We start from the raw sequence: 15,318 nt of genomic DNA, 5'->3' as shown, positions 1-15,318 counted from the left end.
CGGCCGGGCGACCCGCCGCGCGCCCGCCCGGGGCGGCACCCCGGGCGCGGCGGGAGCGGCCCGATAGGGTGCCCGCGATGACCACGCCCGATCCCGTTCCGGACCCGGCCAGGGCCCCCCGCCGCCGCCTCGGCCGGGGTCCCGCCCCGGCGCGCCCCGGACCGCCGGCATCGGGCGGGGCGCCGCCGGGGGAGGAGCGGCTGCCCGGGGCCGCCGCCCCGGCTCCCGGCCACCTCCCGGCCGGGCCCGCCGCCGCGGAAGCCGATGCCGATGTGCCGGAGCGGGTGCCGGAGCGGGTGCCGGAGCCGGCGGAGACGGGCGGGGCCGCCGCCGGCGAACCCGCGGAGCGGGCGGCGGCGGACGACGGCCGGTTCCGGGTCGTGCTGGACAACTTCGAAGGGCCGTTCGACCTGCTGCTCCAGCTCATCGCCAAGCACAAGCTGGATGTCACCGAGGTCGCGCTGTCCCGGGTCACCGACGACTTCATGGCCCATATCCGCGCCATGGGCGGCGACTGGGACCTGGACCAGACCACCGAGTTCCTGGTCGTCGCCGCCACCCTGCTGGACCTCAAGGCGGCGCGCCTGCTGCCCTCCGCACACGTCGAGGACGAGGACGACCTCGCCCTGCTGGAGGCCCGCGACCTGCTCTTCGCCCGGCTGCTCCAGTACCGGGCGTACAAGCAGGTCGCGGCGGTCTTCCAGCGGCGGATGGCCGAGGAGGAGCGGTCCCGCCCCCGCACGGTCGGCCTGGAGCCGCACCATGCCGGACTGCTGCCCGAGGTCGTCCTCCGGGTCGGCCCCGAGGGCCTGGCCCGGCTCGCGGTCAAGGCCATGCAGCCCCGCCGCCGGCCCGAGGTCTATGTCGATCACATCCACGCCCCGCTGGTCAGCGTCCGCGAGCAGGCCGAGATCGTGGTCGGGCGGCTGCGCGAGCTGGGCCGGGCCACCTTCGCCGAGCTGACCGCCGACGCCCCGGACACCCTGACCGTGGTGGCCCGCTTCCTGGCGCTGCTGGAGCTGTACCGGGAGCGGGCGGTGGCCCTGGACCAGGAAGAGGCGCTGGGCGCGCTCACCGTCCGGTGGAGCGGCACCGGCGCCGACGACGGCCGGTCCCTGGTGACCGACGAGTTCGACCAGGAGCCGGGGACCGAGGACCGGCGGCAGCAGCACAACGAGCACGGAAGGAAGCGGGCATGACCCAGAAACCGGAGACGGCGGCCGAGGACGGCGCCCACGCCCACGCCCCCGCCCCCGCCGCCGTGCCCGCGGCCCGGCCGCCGGCCGGCGCGAGCACGGTCGCCGCGCTGGAGCTCAAGCCCGCGCTGGAGGCCGTGCTGATGGTGGTGGACGAGCCGGTGGCCGCGGACCGCCTGGCCCGGCTGCTGGAGCGTCCCGCCGACCGGGTGCGGCGGGCCCTGGCCGAGCTGGCCGAGGAGTACGCCGCCCAGGGCCGCGGCTTCGACCTGCGCGAGGTGGCCGGTGGCTGGCGCTTCTACACCCGCCCCGACTACGCCGACGCCGTGGAGCGCTTCGTCCTGGACGGCCAGACCGCCCGGCTCACCCAGGCCGCGCTGGAGACCCTGGCCGTGGTCGCCTACCGCCAGCCGGTCAGCCGGTCCCGGGTCTCCGCGGTGCGCGGCGTCAACTGCGACGGCGTGATCCGCACCCTGCTCCAGCGGGGTCTGATCGAGGAGGCGGGCAGCGAACCCGAAACGGGTGCGATCCTGTACGGGACGACGCAGTACTTTCTGGAGCGGATGGGCCTGCGCGGCCTGGACGAGCTTCCCGAGCTGGCGCCCTTCCTCCCCGAGGCCGATGCCGTGGAGGCCGAGAGCCCGGAGGGGATGCCCTCCTTCGCTCCGGACGACAGCGACGGCTCCGAGACCTTGGGCGCGTAACACCGTGCGCGCCGCGCCGACGACGACAGACGGAACACACGATGCGAAGCAGGGGCAGCAGCAACAGCGGCAACAGCAGGAATTACCGGGGCGCGGGCAACGACCGCGACCGGAAACGGCAGCGCGCCGGGCGGCCCCGCCCCGAGGAACGCCGCCATCCCCAGGACCCCGGCGGGGCCGGCGGCGGCCGGGCGGGCCGCCGCGGTGCCGGCCGCCCCGTCCCGGGCCGGCCCCGGGAGTACGAGGCCGAGGTGGAGGAGCGGCACCGCGCCCGGCACGGCAAGCCGGCCGCGAAGCCCCCCAGGACCTTCGGGGAGCCCGAGGGCGAGCGGCTCCAGAAGGTGCTGGCCCGGGCCGGCCTCGGCTCCCGCCGGAGCTGCGAGGAACTGATCGGCCAGGGCCGGGTGGAGGTCAACGGCACGGTCGTGCAAGAGCAGGGCCGGCGGGTCGACCCCGACCGGGACGAGATCAAGGTCGACGGCCTGACCGTCACCTCCCAGCGGCATGTCTTCTACGCCCTGAACAAGCCGGTCGGCGTGGTCTCCGCGATGGAGGACCCGGACGGCCGTCCCTGCCTGGGCGACTACGTCCAGGACCGGGAGACCCGGCTGTTCCACGTCGGGCGGCTGGACGCCGAGACCGAGGGCATCATCCTGCTCACCAACCACGGTGAGGCGGCCCACCGGCTCACCCATCCCCGGTTCGGCGTCACCAAGACCTATCTGGCCGCCATCACCGGCCCCGTCCCGCGCGACCTGGGCAAGCGGCTGCGCGAGGGCGTGCGGCTGGAGGACGGCTACGTCCGGGCCGACGACTTCCGGGTGGTGGACCAGGTCGGCAACAACTACCTGGTCGAGGTGGTGCTGCACGAGGGCCGCAAGCACATCGTGCGGCGCATGCTGGCCGAGGCCGGTTTCCCGGTCGACAAGCTGGTGCGCACCCACTTCGGCCCGGTCGCCCTCGGCGACCAGAAGTCCGGCAAGCTGCGCCGCATGACCCACACCGAGGTGGGCCGGCTCATGCGCGAGGTCGGTCTCTAGGCCCGGGCGCCCCGGTCTAGGCTGGGACAATGCGCTCCGCCCTCGTCATCGGCACCGGACTGATCGGCACCTCCGTCGCGCTGGCGCTCTCCGCCCGCGGCGTGCGCGTCCATCTGGAGGACCGGGACCCGGAGCAGGTCCGCACCGCCGCCGCGCTCGGCGCGGGCACCGAGGCCCCGCCGGACGGCCCGGTGGACCTGGCCGTGGTGTCCGTGCCGCCCGCGCTCACCGCTCCGGTGCTGGCCGACGCCGTGCGCCGGGAGGCCGCCCGCGGCTATCTCGACGTGGCCAGCGTCAAGGGCCGGCCGCGCCGCGAACTGGCCGACCTGGGCTGCGACACCACCCGCTACCTGGGCAGCCATCCGATGGCGGGGCGGGAGCGGTCCGGGCCGCTGGCGGCCACCGCCGAACTCTTCGAGGGCCGGCCCTGGGTCCTCACCCCGACCGCCGGCACCGACACCGAGGTGCTGAACCTGGCGCTGGAGCTGGTGGCGCTGTGCCGGGCGGTGCCGGTGGTGATGGACGCGGACGCGCACGACCGCGCGGTGGCCCTGGTCTCGCACACCCCGCAGCTGCTGTCCAGCCTGGTGGCGGCCCGGCTCGCGGAGGCCGGGGAGGCCGCCGTGCGGCTGTGCGGGCAGGGCATCCGGGACGTGACCCGGATCGCCGCCTCCGACCCCGCGATGTGGGTGGACATCCTGTCCGCCAACCCGGGACCGGTGGCCGATGTGCTCGCCGAGGTGGCCGCCGACCTGGACGAGACGGTGCGGGCGCTGCGCGCCCTGGAGTCCGCCGACGAGCACAAGCGGGCCGGCGGCGCGGCCGGCATCGAGGCGGTGCTGCGCCGCGGCAACGCCGGCCGGGCCCGGGTGCCGGGCAAGCACGGCGCCGCCCCGGCCGCCTATGAGACGGTGGCGGTGCTGATCAGCGACCGGCCCGGCGAGCTGGCCCGGATCTTCGCCGACGCCGGGCGGGCCGGGGTCAACGTCGAGGACGTGCGGATCGAGCACGCCACCGGGCAGCAGGCCGGTCTGGTGCAGCTCATGGTGCAGCCCGCGGTCGCCCCGGTGCTCACCGCGGCACTGCGGGAACGCGGCTGGTCCATCCGCCAGTAGCCGCCGGCCCCGGCGGGCGGCCGGCGGCGGGCCCCGGCCCGGAACGGCTACCCTTGCCCAGGACCCTTCGCCCACAGGCGCGGCGCCGGATCCCGGGCCGCCGGCGCCCGTGCGGGACGGTCGCCGCGCTGTCCGGTCTCGTCCAGGCCCCGGTTCCTCCGGTTCTCTCGAAAGGTGCGCCCCGCCGTGTCTGCTACCCCCGCTCTCATCGTCGCCATCGACGGGCCGTCCGGCACGGGCAAGTCCAGCACTTCCAGGGCGGTCGCGGCCCGCCTGGGCCTGCGCTACCTCGACACCGGGGCCCAGTACCGGGCCGCGACCTGGTGGATGCTGCGCAACGGGATCGACACCGCCGATCCGGCGGCGGTGGCCGCGGCCGCCGGCAAGCCGGAGATCGTCTCGGGCACCGACCCGGCGCATCCCGCCATCACCGTGGACGGCGCCGATGTGTCGGGGCCCATCCGCGGCCCGGAGGTCACCGGCGCGGTCAGCGCGGTCAGCGCGGTGCCCGAGATCCGTGCCCGGATCACCGAGCTCCAGCGGTCCGTCGCCCGCTCCGCCGTACCCGGCATCGTGGTGGAGGGCCGGGACATCGGCACCACTGTGCTGCCCGACGCCGATCTCAAGATCTTTCTCACCGCCTCGCCCGAGGCCCGGGCCGCCCGCCGCAACGGCGAACTGGCCGGCACCACCGGCGCCCCCACCCTGGAGGCCACCCGCGAGGCGCTGGCCCGCCGCGACGCCGCGGACTCCGGCCGCGCGGCATCCCCGCTCGCCAAGGCGGCGGACGCGGTGGAGATCGACACCTCCGAGCTCACCCTGGAGCAGGTGATCGCGCACATCATCACCCTGGTCGAGCAGCGGCGGGACGACGCGCGGCGGCGCGGCGCCGTGGCCGGCTGAGGCGGCCCGCCCGGCCGTGCGCGGGGCACACCGACCGGTGAGCCGGGCGCACCCCAACTTCAACGGACGCGAGACAGGACTCATGCACGACGATCTTCATTCCCCGGGGCATTCCCCGGGGCACCACCAGGGCACCGAGGCCCCGCACGGTGCGCTGGGCGAGGCCGAGTACGAGGAGTTCATGCGCCTCGCGGCCGAGGAGGGCTTCGAGGCCGCCGAGGTCGACAGCGAACTCGCCAAGGGGAGCGGACGGCTCCCGGTGCTCGCCGTGATCGGCCGGCCCAATGTCGGCAAGTCGACTCTGGTCAACCGCATCCTGGGCCGCCGCGAGGCCGTGGTCGAGGACCGTCCCGGAGTCACCCGGGACCGGGTGACCTACCAGGCCGAGTGGGCCGGCCGCCGCTTCAAGGTGGTGGACACCGGCGGCTGGGAGCAGGACGTGCTCGGCATCGAGGCGTCGGTGGCGGCCCAGGCCGAGTTCGCCATCGAGGCCGCCGACGCCGTGGTCTTCGTGGTGGACGCCTCGGTGGGTGCCACCGACACCGACGAGAACATGGTCAGGCTGCTGCGCCGCACCGGGAAGCCGGTGGTGCTGTGCGCCAACAAGGTGGACGGCCCGTCCGGCGAGGCGGATGCCGCCGCTCTGTGGTCGCTGGGCGTCGGCGAGCCGCATCCGGTCTCCGCGCTGCACGGCCGCGGCACCGGGGACCTGCTGGACGCGGTGCTCCGGGCCATGCCCGAGGCCCCGCCGGAGACCTTCTCGGTGGCGCCGGGCGGCCCCCGCCGGATCGCCCTGATCGGCCGCCCCAATGTCGGCAAGTCGTCACTTCTGAACAAGGTGGCGGGCGAGGAACGGGTGGTGGTCAACGAACTGGCCGGCACCACCCGCGACCCGGTGGACGAAGTGGTGGAGCTGGGCGGCAAGCCATGGGTCTTTGTCGACACGGCCGGCATCCGCCGCCGCACCCACCTTCAGGCCGGCGCCGACTACTACGCCTCGCTGCGCACCGCCGCCGCCCTGGAGAAGGCCGAGGCCGCGGTGGTGCTCATCGACGCCTCCGACACCATCAGCGTGCAGGACACCCGCATCCTGACCATGGCGGTGGAGGCCGGCCGGGCCCTGGTCATCGCCTACAACAAGTGGGACACCCTGGACGAGGAACGCCGGCACTATCTGGAGCGGGAGATCGAGCGCGATCTCGCCCAGGTCCGATGGGCGCCGCGGGTCAACATCTCGGCCGCCACCGGACGTCATCTGGACAAGCTGGTCCCGGCGCTGGAGCGGGCCCTGGAGGGCTGGCAGACCCGGGTGCCGACCGGCAAGCTCAATTCCTTCCTCGGCGAGCTGGTCGCCGCCCATCCGCACCCGGTGCGGGGCGGCAAACAGCCGCGCATCCTGTTCGGGACCCAGGCCGGGGCCCGGCCGCCGCGCTTCGTGCTGTTCGCCACCGGATTCCTGGAGGCGGGCTACCGCCGTTTCATCGAACGGCGGCTGCGCGAGGAATTCGGTTTCGAGGGCACCCCGATCCATCTCTCGGTCCGGGTGCGGGAGAAGCGCGGTACCGGCAAGGGCGCCAAGGGCAAGGCCCGCCGTCACGACTGAGCCGGCCGGTGCCGGGCGCGGTGCGGCTCAGCGCCCGCCGCGCTCGGCCGGGCCGGTCTCCCGGCCGCCGGCCGGCAGGGCGTGCCGGGCGCTCTTCTCCGCGGCCGGGTTCCGGCTGCCGTAGGTGGCGCCGAGCCAGCTCAGCGCGGCGAAGCCGCGGAAGCCCAGCGCCTCCTCGCCCTGCCGCTCCCCGGGCACGGCCCGGAACAGCCGCCGGTATTCGGCGCACAGCGAGTCGTAGATCGGCGTGGCCGAACGCTCGCCCGGTTCCTCGTAGACCGGACGCATGGCGGGGATGGAGCGGTGGCGTCCGGACGTGGCGGACGTGGCGGAGCCGGAGGCGGAGGCGGAGACATGGAAATGCTGCACGCTTCTCCAACGATCAGATCACCCGGCGGATGCGGGCGCGCGTCCGGCACCCCCTGAACGCCCCACACGCTCCTGCGGTGCGCGGAGCGGCGGCGGGCTCCCGGCGCCGGGCGGAGCGACGATACGCGGCAACGATGCGGGGCAGCCCTCCGGACGCCCCAGCCGTCCTGAGTGCTGCCCCGCGTCCCCGGGACCGGCGCCGTCCGGTCAGGTGCCGGAGAGCGGCATGGAACCGCCCACCAGCAGGCCGCGCGAGGCGGCGCCGTCCAGCGCCGTCCGCAGCAGGTCCTCGCGCGGCTGGCGCCCGATCGATCCGGCCGGGGCCGCGTAGACCAGCACGCTGTTGCGCTGCCGGGCCGCCGACCGCCATTCGTCGGTGACCGGCAGCGGCTGGTGGGCCTCCCACCAGGAGACCGTGGGGCCGCCGACCAGGCCCGGCTGGAGCACCGAGTGCAGCCGGCCGTTGACCACCAGTACCGACCAGCCGGCCATCTCGGACGGCGGCTTGTTCATCTCCATCACCGGCATGAAACCGTGCTCGATCAGCAGCGGCAGGAAGTCGTCGCCCGGTCCCTCGCTGCCGGGGCGCACCACCGGGGCGCTGGGCTCCACCACCATCGCCGGATACAGCTCATCCCCGAGCAGCACCTGGCCACAGGTCACGCTGAGCACCGCCTGGCCGGGATCTGCCCCCGGGATGTCCGCCGCGGTGGGGGCGGACTGCTGCCCGCCGTTGCCGCCGGTGATGGACCGCACCGCGCCCTTGAGCTGTTCCTCGGAGACCGGGACCACCTGGGAGGGGAAGCAGTCCGCGTGGGCGAAGGCCAGCACGGCCGTCTCGTCGCCCACGAACAGCACGGTGCTGGTGCGCTGCCGGGAACTGTCGCCGGGGGACTGGCACGACGTGCAGTCGTAGGTGCGCGGCGCGTTCTCGCCGGCCAGGAGTCGGTCGGCTTCTTCATCGCCGAGCTCGGCACGTACGTCATCACTGACGTCGAGCATGAGGGACACAGACGCTCCTCGGAATCGGAATCTCCGCCGCCTGATGAGGCTGCGACGTGTCCAACGGCGGGCGGCGGCTTTTGTCACGGCCTTACGGCGCGCGCGGCATCCCCCGGGCGCACGCCGCAGAGGCGCGCCGCGGTGTCGCGCCCGGGCCGGGGCGCCGGGGCCGTACTGCCCGTGGCCGCGGGGCGGCCGGGCACGGAAGTGGCCTCCGGCGGACACCGTGGGTAATTCCGCCGGTGAGCGGGGGAACACGCGGGAACGCCGGGGCAATGGGAGTTGCGGCCGGGACCGCCGCTCCCATCCGCTCGCGACCGTCATATTGCCGGAACTTTTTCGGCGGCGGTCCGGCGGCGGCCGGGCGGCGGGAAATGTGAATTACCGCCACGTCCGAATGGGCTACGGAACATCGTTGCCGAACGGGGCCGCACGCCGGGCGTTCCGTGACGGAATGGTGACAGGGCAAGGACCGGGCCGGAACTTCCGGGTGTCCGCGCCACCCCGTACGGTGGGCGGCATGTCACCGGAACCCGGCGGGGCGGGTCTGCCCCGCGACGAGACAGACGGCTATCTGGGCCTGCCCGCGCACGCTGCCGAGCAGCGGGCCCGGGACCGCGGCTGGACCACGGTACGGGTGGTGCCGCCGGACGCGGTCATCACCATGGAGTACCGCGCCGGCCGCCTCAACCTCGCGGTGCGGGACGACCGGGTGGTGCGCTGCTGGCAGGGCTGAGCCACGGGCCGCCGGGCGGCCCGGGCCGCCATGGCCCGGGACCCGTGCCGCGGCGCGCTCAGTGGCTGCCGACCGGACGGCCCGCCGGCTGCTCGCCGTACCCGGCCGGACTGCCCTGGTGGCCGCCCTGTGGGCGGGCCGCCGGATGCCAGGGCCGCAGTTCCCCGGTGAGCTGTGGCACGCCCCGCGCCGCTCCGGCCGGCTGCGGCTCCGGATGCCGGGGCGGGGCGGCCGGCTCCCCGGCCCGCACCCCGTGCAGCCCCTGCCCGGCGGCGTGCGGGTGGAGCGCCTCCGGCGCATACGCCCGGAACGTCCGGTAGCCCGCGCGCAGCGCGTCCCGGGTGGTCAGCAGCCGCCACTCGGCCCAGGCGACGATCGGCTCGAACCACGGCATGGCCAGCAGCACCGCCAGCCCCGCGGCCCAGCCGAGCAGCACATCGGTCACCCAGTGGGTGCCCAGGTAGACCGTGGTGGTGCCGACCCCGAGCGCGAACACCGCGGCGGTCACCGACAGGATCCGCCGGGCCCGCGAGGTGGTGGCCAGATACGCCAGGATTCCCCAGGTCACGACCGCGTTGGCGGTGTGCCCCGAGGGAAATATGTCCCCGGTCAGGAACATCTCGTTGGAGCCTATGACGTTGGCGTAGTGCGGGCCCTCGCGGGCCATGCCGAGCTTGGCCGCCCCCACGCTGACATTGAGCAGCAGCAGCGCGGCGGCCATCACCAGCAGTGGGCGCAGGGTGCGCTGCCGCCAGGACCGCCAGCCCAGCCAGGCGGCGATCAGCACCGCCGTGGGGCCGCGCTGGCCCAGCACCACGAAGTAGTCCAGGAAGGCGTGCAGCCCGGGCCACTGCTTGTAGGGCCGGAAGAGCATCACCTGCCAGTCCAGCCTGACCAGCCACGAGGTGCTCAGCACCGCGTACACGATCAGCGCGTAGAAGGCCAGGGTGGCACCCAGGATCGACCTTCGCGTACGGCTCATGCGCGGAATCGCGGCGTCCGGGCGCTGCGGCTCCTGCTCCAGTCGGGCAAAGAGACGGTCGATAGGCACTCCTCAACATTACAGCCGGTGATGGCGGGGTTCCGTCTCGCGCCGGTCTTCGTGATCCCTATGTGATGTCTTCGCTATCGGAATCGGGACGTCGATCCCCTGGTTTTGCCGAATGCCCGCGGTGGATGATTCACCTTGTTCATGACTGAATCAATGGCCGCCGACGTCCGGGCCGGCACATTTCGGCGGGCCGCCGGGAACCGGTCCCGGATCCGGTCACGGCGGCGGTACGGGAATGCCACGGACGCGTGCCGGGCCGTACGCCCCGCAACCGCCGGGCCGGCCGGCCACGTCGGTGCGGACACCGGGCGGGCGGTGCACCCGCCCCCCGCCGGAACGGTGTGTGCACGGCCCTCCCGGCGGCTGACGTACGCTAGCTGACCATCTGCCCCGCACCGTCCCCGTGCGCGGTCCCGCTCCGGCTCCCCACCGGGCGGTCCCCCGTTCGTCACGGCCGGAACGGCGCGGCCAGATCAGTCGGTGCCGGTCGGGCCGGGAGGCCATCGAGGGAGGTGCGCAGATGCCGGGATCCACGACCACGCCCGGATCAGCAACGGTCCAAGGCGATGTCGCCCGGCACGCAGCGATCCCCGGCACCGCCGCTCCCCGCCCGGCCGGCGGTGCCGTCCGGGGCGGTCCCGGGCCGCGCGGCGCGCGCAACCGCTGGGCGGTGCTGGCCGTGCTCTGCGCCAGCCTGCTGCTGGTCGCCGTCGACGCCACCGTGCTCCATGTGGCGGTGCCCGCGGTCACCGCGGATCTGCGGCCCGGTCCCATCGCGCTGCTGTGGATCGTGGACATCTACCCGCTGGTCTGCGCCTCGCTGCTGATCCTGTTCGGCACCCTGGGGGACCGGGTGGGCCGCCGCCGGGTGCTGCTGCTCGGATACGGCTGCTTCGGCGGCGCCTCCGCGCTGGCCGCGCTGGCCGGTTCGCCGGAAGTGCTGATCGCCGCCCGGGCGCTGCTGGGCGTCGGCGGGGCCATGATCATGCCGGCCACGCTCTCGCTGCTGCGGCACGTCTTCCCGGACCGGCGGGAGCGCGCGCTGGCGATCGGTGTGTGGAGCGCCGTGGCGGCGGTGGGGGCGGCGCTCGGTCCGCTGGTCGGCGGGGTGCTGCTGGAACACTTCTGGTGGGGCTCGGTCTTTCTGATCAACATCCCGCTGATGGCCGTCTGCCTGCCGGTGGGCCGCTGGCTGCTGCCGGAGTGCACCGGGGACGGCACCGGGCCCTGGGACGTGCTGGGGGCGGTGCTGGCCGCCGGCGGGCTGTTCGGCGTGATCCTGGCCGTGAAGCGGGCGGGCGGCGGGGACCTCTTCTCGCCGGGCACGCTGCTGCTGGCCGGTCTGGGCGCGGCCCTGCTGACCGTGTTCGTCCGCCGCCAGCGGCGGCGGCACTGCCCGCTGCTGGATCTCTCGGCGTTCCGCCGGGCGGCCTTCGGCACCGCGGTCGGCTGCATCGTGCTCACCGTGCTGGCGCTGGTCGGGCTCGCGCTGGTCGCCGCCCAGTACCTCCAGCTCGTCTTCGGGCTCAGCCCGCTGCAGACCGGGCTGCGGCTGCTGCCGCTGAGCGTGGCGGCCGTCGCCGCCGGTCTGGCCGGCTCCCGGATGCTCACCCTGATGGGCCCGCGCACCATGGTGTCGCTCGGCTTCCTGCTCACCGCGGTGGCCGTGCTGGCCCTGCTCGGACTGGGCGAGCAGGACCGGCCGGGACTGCTGACCGCCGCCTTCGTGATGCTCGGCTTCGGGCTGGAGACCACGCTGTTCGGCGCCTATGAGTCGATGCTCAGCGATGCCCCGGCCGCGCAGGCCGGGGAGGCGGCGGCGATCGGCGAGACGGCCTACCAGTTCGGGGCCGGGCTGGGCATCGCGCTGCTGGGCAGCATCATGAACGCCGTCTACGGGCCCGGGGTGGGCCGGGTCGCGGGCCTGGCGGAGGCCGATCTGGCCGCCGCGCGGCACTCCCTGGCCGAGGCGTACGCGGTGGCCGACCAGGTGGGGGGCGAGGCCGGTGAGGCGCTGCGGCTGACCGCCCGGCACGCGTTCGTCAGCGGTACCCACAGCGTGCTGGTGGTCAGCGCGCTGCTGCTGCTCGCCGGCGCGGTGGCCGCGCTCCGCCTGCCGCGCGATCTGGGCACCCCGCCGCCCCCCGCCGACCGCTGAGGCCGCCCGGCACCGGGCGCGCCGCGGGCCGGGACGGAGCGCGGGCCCGCGACCGGGGGCCCGCGACTGGGGGCGCGCGAGTGGGGGGTGTGCGGGTGCCGCGGCGTGCGGGGCCCGGGGTGGGGGAGGCCACAGCGCGGGAGGGGATGCTTGCCGGGCGGGGTTACCGGCCCGTAGCGTCTGGCGGGGCTTCGGCCCCTGACCGGGACTTCCTCGCACCGGAGGCGTAACGATGGCCGCAGAGCCCCTGCCCCCCTTCGATCCCGCCGACCCGCTCGGGATCGACGACCTGCTCGCGCCCGAGGATCTCGCGGTGCGGGAGACCGTGCGCAGCTGGGCCGCGGACCGGGTGCTGCCGGAGATCGCCGGCTGGTACGAGCGCGGCGAGCTGCCCGCCGTCCGGGAGCTGGCCCGGGAGCTGGGCGCGCTGGGCGCCCTGGGCATGACGCTGGAGGGCTACGGCTGCGCCGGCGCCTCCGCGCTCCAGTACGGCCTGGCCTGCCTGGAGCTGGAGGCCGCCGACTCCGGCATCCGCTCCCTGGTCTCGGTGCAGGGCTCGCTGGCCATGTACGCGCTGCACCGCTTCGGTTCGGAGGAGCTCAGACGCGAGTGGCTGCCGCGGATGGCGTCCGGCGAGGTGATCGGCTGCTTCGGGCTGACCGAGCCGGACCACGGCTCCGACCCCGGCGCCATGCGCACCTCGGCCCGCCGCGACGGCGGCGACTGGGTGCTCAGCGGCCGCAAGATGTGGATCACCAACGGCTCGGTGGCCGGCGTGGCGGTGGTCTGGGCCCGCACCGAGGAGGGCATCCGCGGCTTCGCCGTGCCCACCGACAGCCCCGGCTTCAGCGCCCCGGAGATCCGGCACAAGTGGTCCCTGCGCGCCTCGGTCACCAGCGAGCTGGTGCTGGACGAGGTGCGGCTGCCGGCCGGCGCCCTGCTGCCCGGGGCGCGCGGCCTGGGCGCCCCGCTGGCCTGCCTCGGCCACGCCCGCTACGGCATTGTCTGGGGCGCCATGGGAGCGGCCCGCAGCTGCTTCCGGGCGGCGCTGGACTATGCGCGCACCCGTGAGCAGTTCGGGCGGCCCATCGGCGCCTTCCAGCTCACCCAGGCCAAACTGGCCGACATGGCGGTGGAGCTGCACAAGGGGATGCTGCTGGCGCACCACCTCGGGCGGCGGCTGGACGCCGGGAAACTGCGGCCGGAGCAGGTGAGTTTCGGCAAGCTGAACAATGTCCGCGAGGCGCTGGAGATCTGCCGCACGGCCCGCACCGTGCTGGGCGCCAACGGCATCTCCCTGGAGTATCCGGTGATGCGGCACGCCACCAATCTGGAGTCGGTGCTCACCTACGAGGGCACCTCCGAGATGCACCAGCTCGTGCTGGGCAAGGCCCTGACCGGGCTGGACGCCTTCCGCGGCTGACCCGGCCGGCGGCCGGGTCAGCTCTGGTTGAAGAAGCCGCCGTCGGGGCGGCGGCCGTCGGTGCTGACCACCTCGTACTTGGCGGGGGTGAGCAGGAAGACGCGGTTGGCGACGCGCTCGATGGAGCCGCGCAGACCGAAGATCAGCCCGGCGGCGAAGTCCACCACCCGCTTGGCGTCCGCCGATTCCAGGGTGGTGAGGTTGATGACGACGGGCACCCCGTCCCGGAAGAGTTCCCCGATCCGGCGGGCGTCCCGGAAGCCCTGCGGCGTCACGGTGGCGATCCGGCGCCCGCGCTCCTGCGCGGCCTCGGCGGCCACCCGCAGGCGGGGATCGGTGGTCCAGGCGGCGGGGGCGCTGTCACCGGGCTCCGGGCCCTCGGCGTAGTCGTCGTCGTAGTAGCGCTCGCGGTCGTCGACCAGTCCCAGCCACGCACTCGCCCTGCGAACCGAACCCATGGACGCCTCCTTCCCGATGCGCGGGGACCCCCGCCTTCCCGTCGTTGTGGAACACGGTGACACCCGCCCCCCTATCGTCGTGCATGGAGCAGAGAATGCGCCAAGTGGTTGGCCGCAGAAACGGTTTTCTGTGACGGTTCTGGTGCATTCGGCGGGCCGCTGGATGGCGCCCGGTCAGGGGAGTTGGCGCTGTGGCCGGTTGACGGAGAGTGAGTTTCCCCGGCTGCTGCCGGGAGGGTGACGGGGGCCCGGGCGCTGCGGCGCCCGGGTGACGCCCCCGGCCGCCCGGCCTCACCCGGCGGCGACCAGCTCCGCGATCTGCACCGCGTTCAGCGCGGCCCCCTTGCGCAGATTGTCGTTGGAGATGAACATCGCCAGCCCGTGCTCCACGGTCTCGTCGCGGCGGATGCGGCCGACATAGCTGGCGTCCCGGCCGGCCGCCTGGAGCGGGGTCGGGATGTCGGAGAGCTGCACGCCGGGCGCCTCGGCCAGCAGCTCGGCCGCCCGCTGCGGGCTGACCGGCCGCTCGAAGCGGGCGTTGACCTGGAGCGAGTGCCCGGTGAAGACCGGGACCCGGACGCAGGTGCCGGAGACCGCCAGGCCGGGGATCTCCAGGATCTTGCGGCTCTCGTTGCGCAGCTTGTGCTCCTCGTCCGTCTCGCCGAGCCCGTCGTCGACGATCGAGCCGGCCATCGGCAGCACATTGAAGGCGATCGGGCGCACATAGGTGCCCGGTGCCGGGAAGTCCAGTGCCTGGCCGTCCCGGGTGAGCCGGGTGGGGTCCTGCGGCGCGGCGGCGCGCACCTGTGCGTTCAGCTCGTCCACCCCGGCCAGACCGCTGCCGGACACCGCCTGGTAGGTGGCGACCACCAGCGCGGTCAGCCCGGCCTCCCGGTGCAGCGGCCTGAGCACCGGCATGGCCGCCATGGTGGTGCAGTTCGGATTGGCGATGATGCCCTTGGGCCGGTCGGCCACGGCGTGCGGGTTCACCTCGGAGACCACCAGCGGGACCCCGGGGTCCATCCGCCAGGCCGAGGAGTTGTCGATCACCACGGCGCCCGCTCCGGCGACCTTCTCGGCCAGCGCCCGCGAGGTGGCGCCGCCGGCCGAGAACAGCACGATGTCCAGCCCGGACCAGTCGGCGGTGGCCGCGTCCTCGACGGTCACCTCGCCGTCCTGCCAGGGCAGGGTGCGCCCGGCGGAGCGGGCCGAGGCGAACAGCCGGAGCCGGCTGACCGGGAACTTCCGCTCGGCCAGAATCTCCCGCATCACAGTGCCGACCTGGCCGGTCGCCCCGACGATCCCGATCTTCATGCGCTGGTACCTCTGTCCTTCACCTGTCGCTGTGTGCGGATGTCGTCCCGACCGCACCTCCTAGCGTGCCCTGCCCGGTGCCGGATGGGCCAATCCTTTCCTTGACGTGGATCACACCACAGCGGCCGAATACTTCTGAATGGAAGTAACGCTCCTGTAACGAGATGGAACTACCCTCCCTGGCCTGGCGCCTTCCGCCGTAACGCCCCGGTGGCGCCGGCGGCCGGCCCGCGGGGTGTTCCGGCA

General features: G+C 74.5%; 14 protein-coding genes. 9 read left to right on the top strand and 5 right to left on the bottom strand.

Going from position 1 to position 15,318, the window contains the following annotated elements; all coding sequences use genetic code 11:
* Window positions 1–77 precede the first annotated feature (77 nt).
* The 6 genes from BM242_RS26275 to der all read left to right on the top strand — a co-directional run bounded on the left by BM242_RS26275 (window position 78) and on the right by der (window position 6,561).
* Window positions 78–1,199 (top strand): segregation and condensation protein A, encoded by a 1,122-nt coding sequence (locus tag BM242_RS26275; RefSeq protein WP_093841432.1) that lies wholly within the window; start codon window positions 78–80, stop codon window positions 1,197–1,199.
* On the top strand, window positions 1,196–1,900 hold the full coding sequence (scpB, locus tag BM242_RS26270) for an SMC-Scp complex subunit ScpB (protein ID WP_093841431.1): 705 nt from the start codon (window positions 1,196–1,198) through the stop codon (window positions 1,898–1,900). The genes BM242_RS26275 and scpB overlap by 4 nt, the downstream gene beginning before the upstream one ends.
* Window positions 1,901–1,941: 41 nt before the next feature.
* On the top strand, window positions 1,942–2,940 hold the full coding sequence (locus BM242_RS26265; RefSeq protein WP_093841430.1) for a pseudouridine synthase: 999 nt from the start codon (window positions 1,942–1,944) through the stop codon (window positions 2,938–2,940).
* A 29-nt stretch (window positions 2,941–2,969) separates the two neighbouring features.
* On the top strand, window positions 2,970–4,055 hold the full coding sequence (locus BM242_RS26260) for a prephenate dehydrogenase (RefSeq protein WP_093841429.1): 1,086 nt from the start codon (window positions 2,970–2,972) through the stop codon (window positions 4,053–4,055).
* 174 nt (window positions 4,056–4,229) lie between these two features.
* Window positions 4,230–4,958 (top strand): (d)CMP kinase, encoded by a 729-nt coding sequence (gene cmk, locus BM242_RS26255; RefSeq protein WP_093841428.1) that lies wholly within the window; start codon window positions 4,230–4,232, stop codon window positions 4,956–4,958.
* Between the two features lie 82 nt (window positions 4,959–5,040).
* Window positions 5,041–6,561, top strand: a complete 1,521-nt coding sequence (gene der, locus BM242_RS26250; protein ID WP_093841427.1) for a ribosome biogenesis GTPase Der — start codon at window positions 5,041–5,043, stop codon at window positions 6,559–6,561.
* A gap of 27 nt (window positions 6,562–6,588) precedes the next feature.
* Here der and BM242_RS26245 read toward each other — a convergent pair whose 3' ends face one another.
* Window positions 6,589–6,930, bottom strand: coding sequence for a hypothetical protein (locus BM242_RS26245; protein ID WP_342747011.1), 342 nt, complete (start codon window positions 6,928–6,930; stop codon window positions 6,589–6,591).
* A gap of 207 nt (window positions 6,931–7,137) precedes the next feature.
* Window positions 7,138–7,941, bottom strand: coding sequence for a hypothetical protein (locus BM242_RS26240; RefSeq protein ID WP_093841426.1), 804 nt, complete (start codon window positions 7,939–7,941; stop codon window positions 7,138–7,140).
* A 511-nt stretch (window positions 7,942–8,452) separates the two neighbouring features.
* Here BM242_RS26240 and BM242_RS26235 point away from each other — a divergent pair.
* Window positions 8,453–8,668, top strand: a complete 216-nt coding sequence (locus BM242_RS26235; RefSeq protein ID WP_093841458.1) for an I78 family peptidase inhibitor — start codon at window positions 8,453–8,455, stop codon at window positions 8,666–8,668.
* 58 nt (window positions 8,669–8,726) lie between these two features.
* On the opposite strand, the gene BM242_RS26230 is transcribed toward BM242_RS26235, so the two are convergent.
* The gene (locus tag BM242_RS26230; RefSeq protein ID WP_425443937.1) at window positions 8,727–9,719 is read right to left on the bottom strand and encodes a phosphatase PAP2 family protein; all 993 of its coding nucleotides are present in this window, start codon (window positions 9,717–9,719) and stop codon (window positions 8,727–8,729) included.
* Between the two features lie 520 nt (window positions 9,720–10,239).
* Here BM242_RS26230 and BM242_RS26225 point away from each other — a divergent pair.
* Entirely contained in the window at window positions 10,240–11,877 is a 1,638-nt protein-coding gene (locus BM242_RS26225; RefSeq protein ID WP_093841425.1) for an MFS transporter, read from the top strand.
* Between the two features lie 232 nt (window positions 11,878–12,109).
* Window positions 12,110–13,300, top strand: a complete 1,191-nt coding sequence (locus BM242_RS26220) for an acyl-CoA dehydrogenase family protein (RefSeq protein ID WP_093841424.1) — start codon at window positions 12,110–12,112, stop codon at window positions 13,298–13,300.
* Between the two features lie 17 nt (window positions 13,301–13,317).
* On the opposite strand, the gene BM242_RS26215 is transcribed toward BM242_RS26220, so the two are convergent.
* Window positions 13,318–13,758 carry a cell division protein SepF gene (locus BM242_RS26215; protein WP_093841423.1) on the bottom strand — a complete coding sequence of 147 codons (441 nt, stop codon included), beginning with the start codon at window positions 13,756–13,758 and terminating at the stop codon, window positions 13,318–13,320.
* A gap of 291 nt (window positions 13,759–14,049) precedes the next feature.
* Window positions 14,050–15,072: an aspartate-semialdehyde dehydrogenase gene (locus BM242_RS26210; protein WP_093841422.1), complete on the bottom strand. Its 1,023-nt coding sequence runs from the start codon at window positions 15,070–15,072 to the stop codon at window positions 14,050–14,052.
* Between the last annotated feature and the right edge of the window lie 246 nt (window positions 15,073–15,318).

It is taken from the genome of Streptomyces aidingensis (assembly GCF_900112355.1).
GTDB lineage: Bacteria > Actinomycetota > Actinomycetes > Streptomycetales > Streptomycetaceae > Streptomyces > Streptomyces aidingensis.
The sequence above is the reverse complement of the archived record's forward strand: the minus strand, read 5'-3'. Positions and strand labels throughout refer to the sequence as shown.

What these genes read in the sequence shown, in the direction of transcription:
- BM242_RS26275 (WP_093841432.1), top strand. Translation starts at nt 78, where the DNA reads ATGACCACGCCCGATCCCGTTCCGGACCCGGCCAGGGCCCCCCGCCGC.
- der (WP_093841427.1), top strand. Translation starts at nt 5,041, where the DNA reads ATGCACGACGATCTTCATTCCCCGGGGCATTCCCCGGGGCACCACCAG.
- BM242_RS26220 (WP_093841424.1), top strand. Translation starts at nt 12,110, where the DNA reads ATGGCCGCAGAGCCCCTGCCCCCCTTCGATCCCGCCGACCCGCTCGGG.
- BM242_RS26265 (WP_093841430.1), top strand. Translation starts at nt 1,942, where the DNA reads ATGCGAAGCAGGGGCAGCAGCAACAGCGGCAACAGCAGGAATTACCGG.
- BM242_RS26210 (WP_093841422.1), bottom strand. Translation starts at nt 15,072, where the DNA reads ATGAAGATCGGGATCGTCGGGGCGACCGGCCAGGTCGGCACTGTGATG.
- BM242_RS26225 (WP_093841425.1), top strand. Translation starts at nt 10,240, where the DNA reads ATGCCGGGATCCACGACCACGCCCGGATCAGCAACGGTCCAAGGCGAT.
- BM242_RS26215 (WP_093841423.1), bottom strand. Translation starts at nt 13,758, where the DNA reads ATGGGTTCGGTTCGCAGGGCGAGTGCGTGGCTGGGACTGGTCGACGAC.
- scpB (WP_093841431.1), top strand. Translation starts at nt 1,196, where the DNA reads ATGACCCAGAAACCGGAGACGGCGGCCGAGGACGGCGCCCACGCCCAC.
- BM242_RS26235 (WP_093841458.1), top strand. Translation starts at nt 8,453, where the DNA reads ATGTCACCGGAACCCGGCGGGGCGGGTCTGCCCCGCGACGAGACAGAC.
- BM242_RS26260 (WP_093841429.1), top strand. Translation starts at nt 2,970, where the DNA reads ATGCGCTCCGCCCTCGTCATCGGCACCGGACTGATCGGCACCTCCGTC.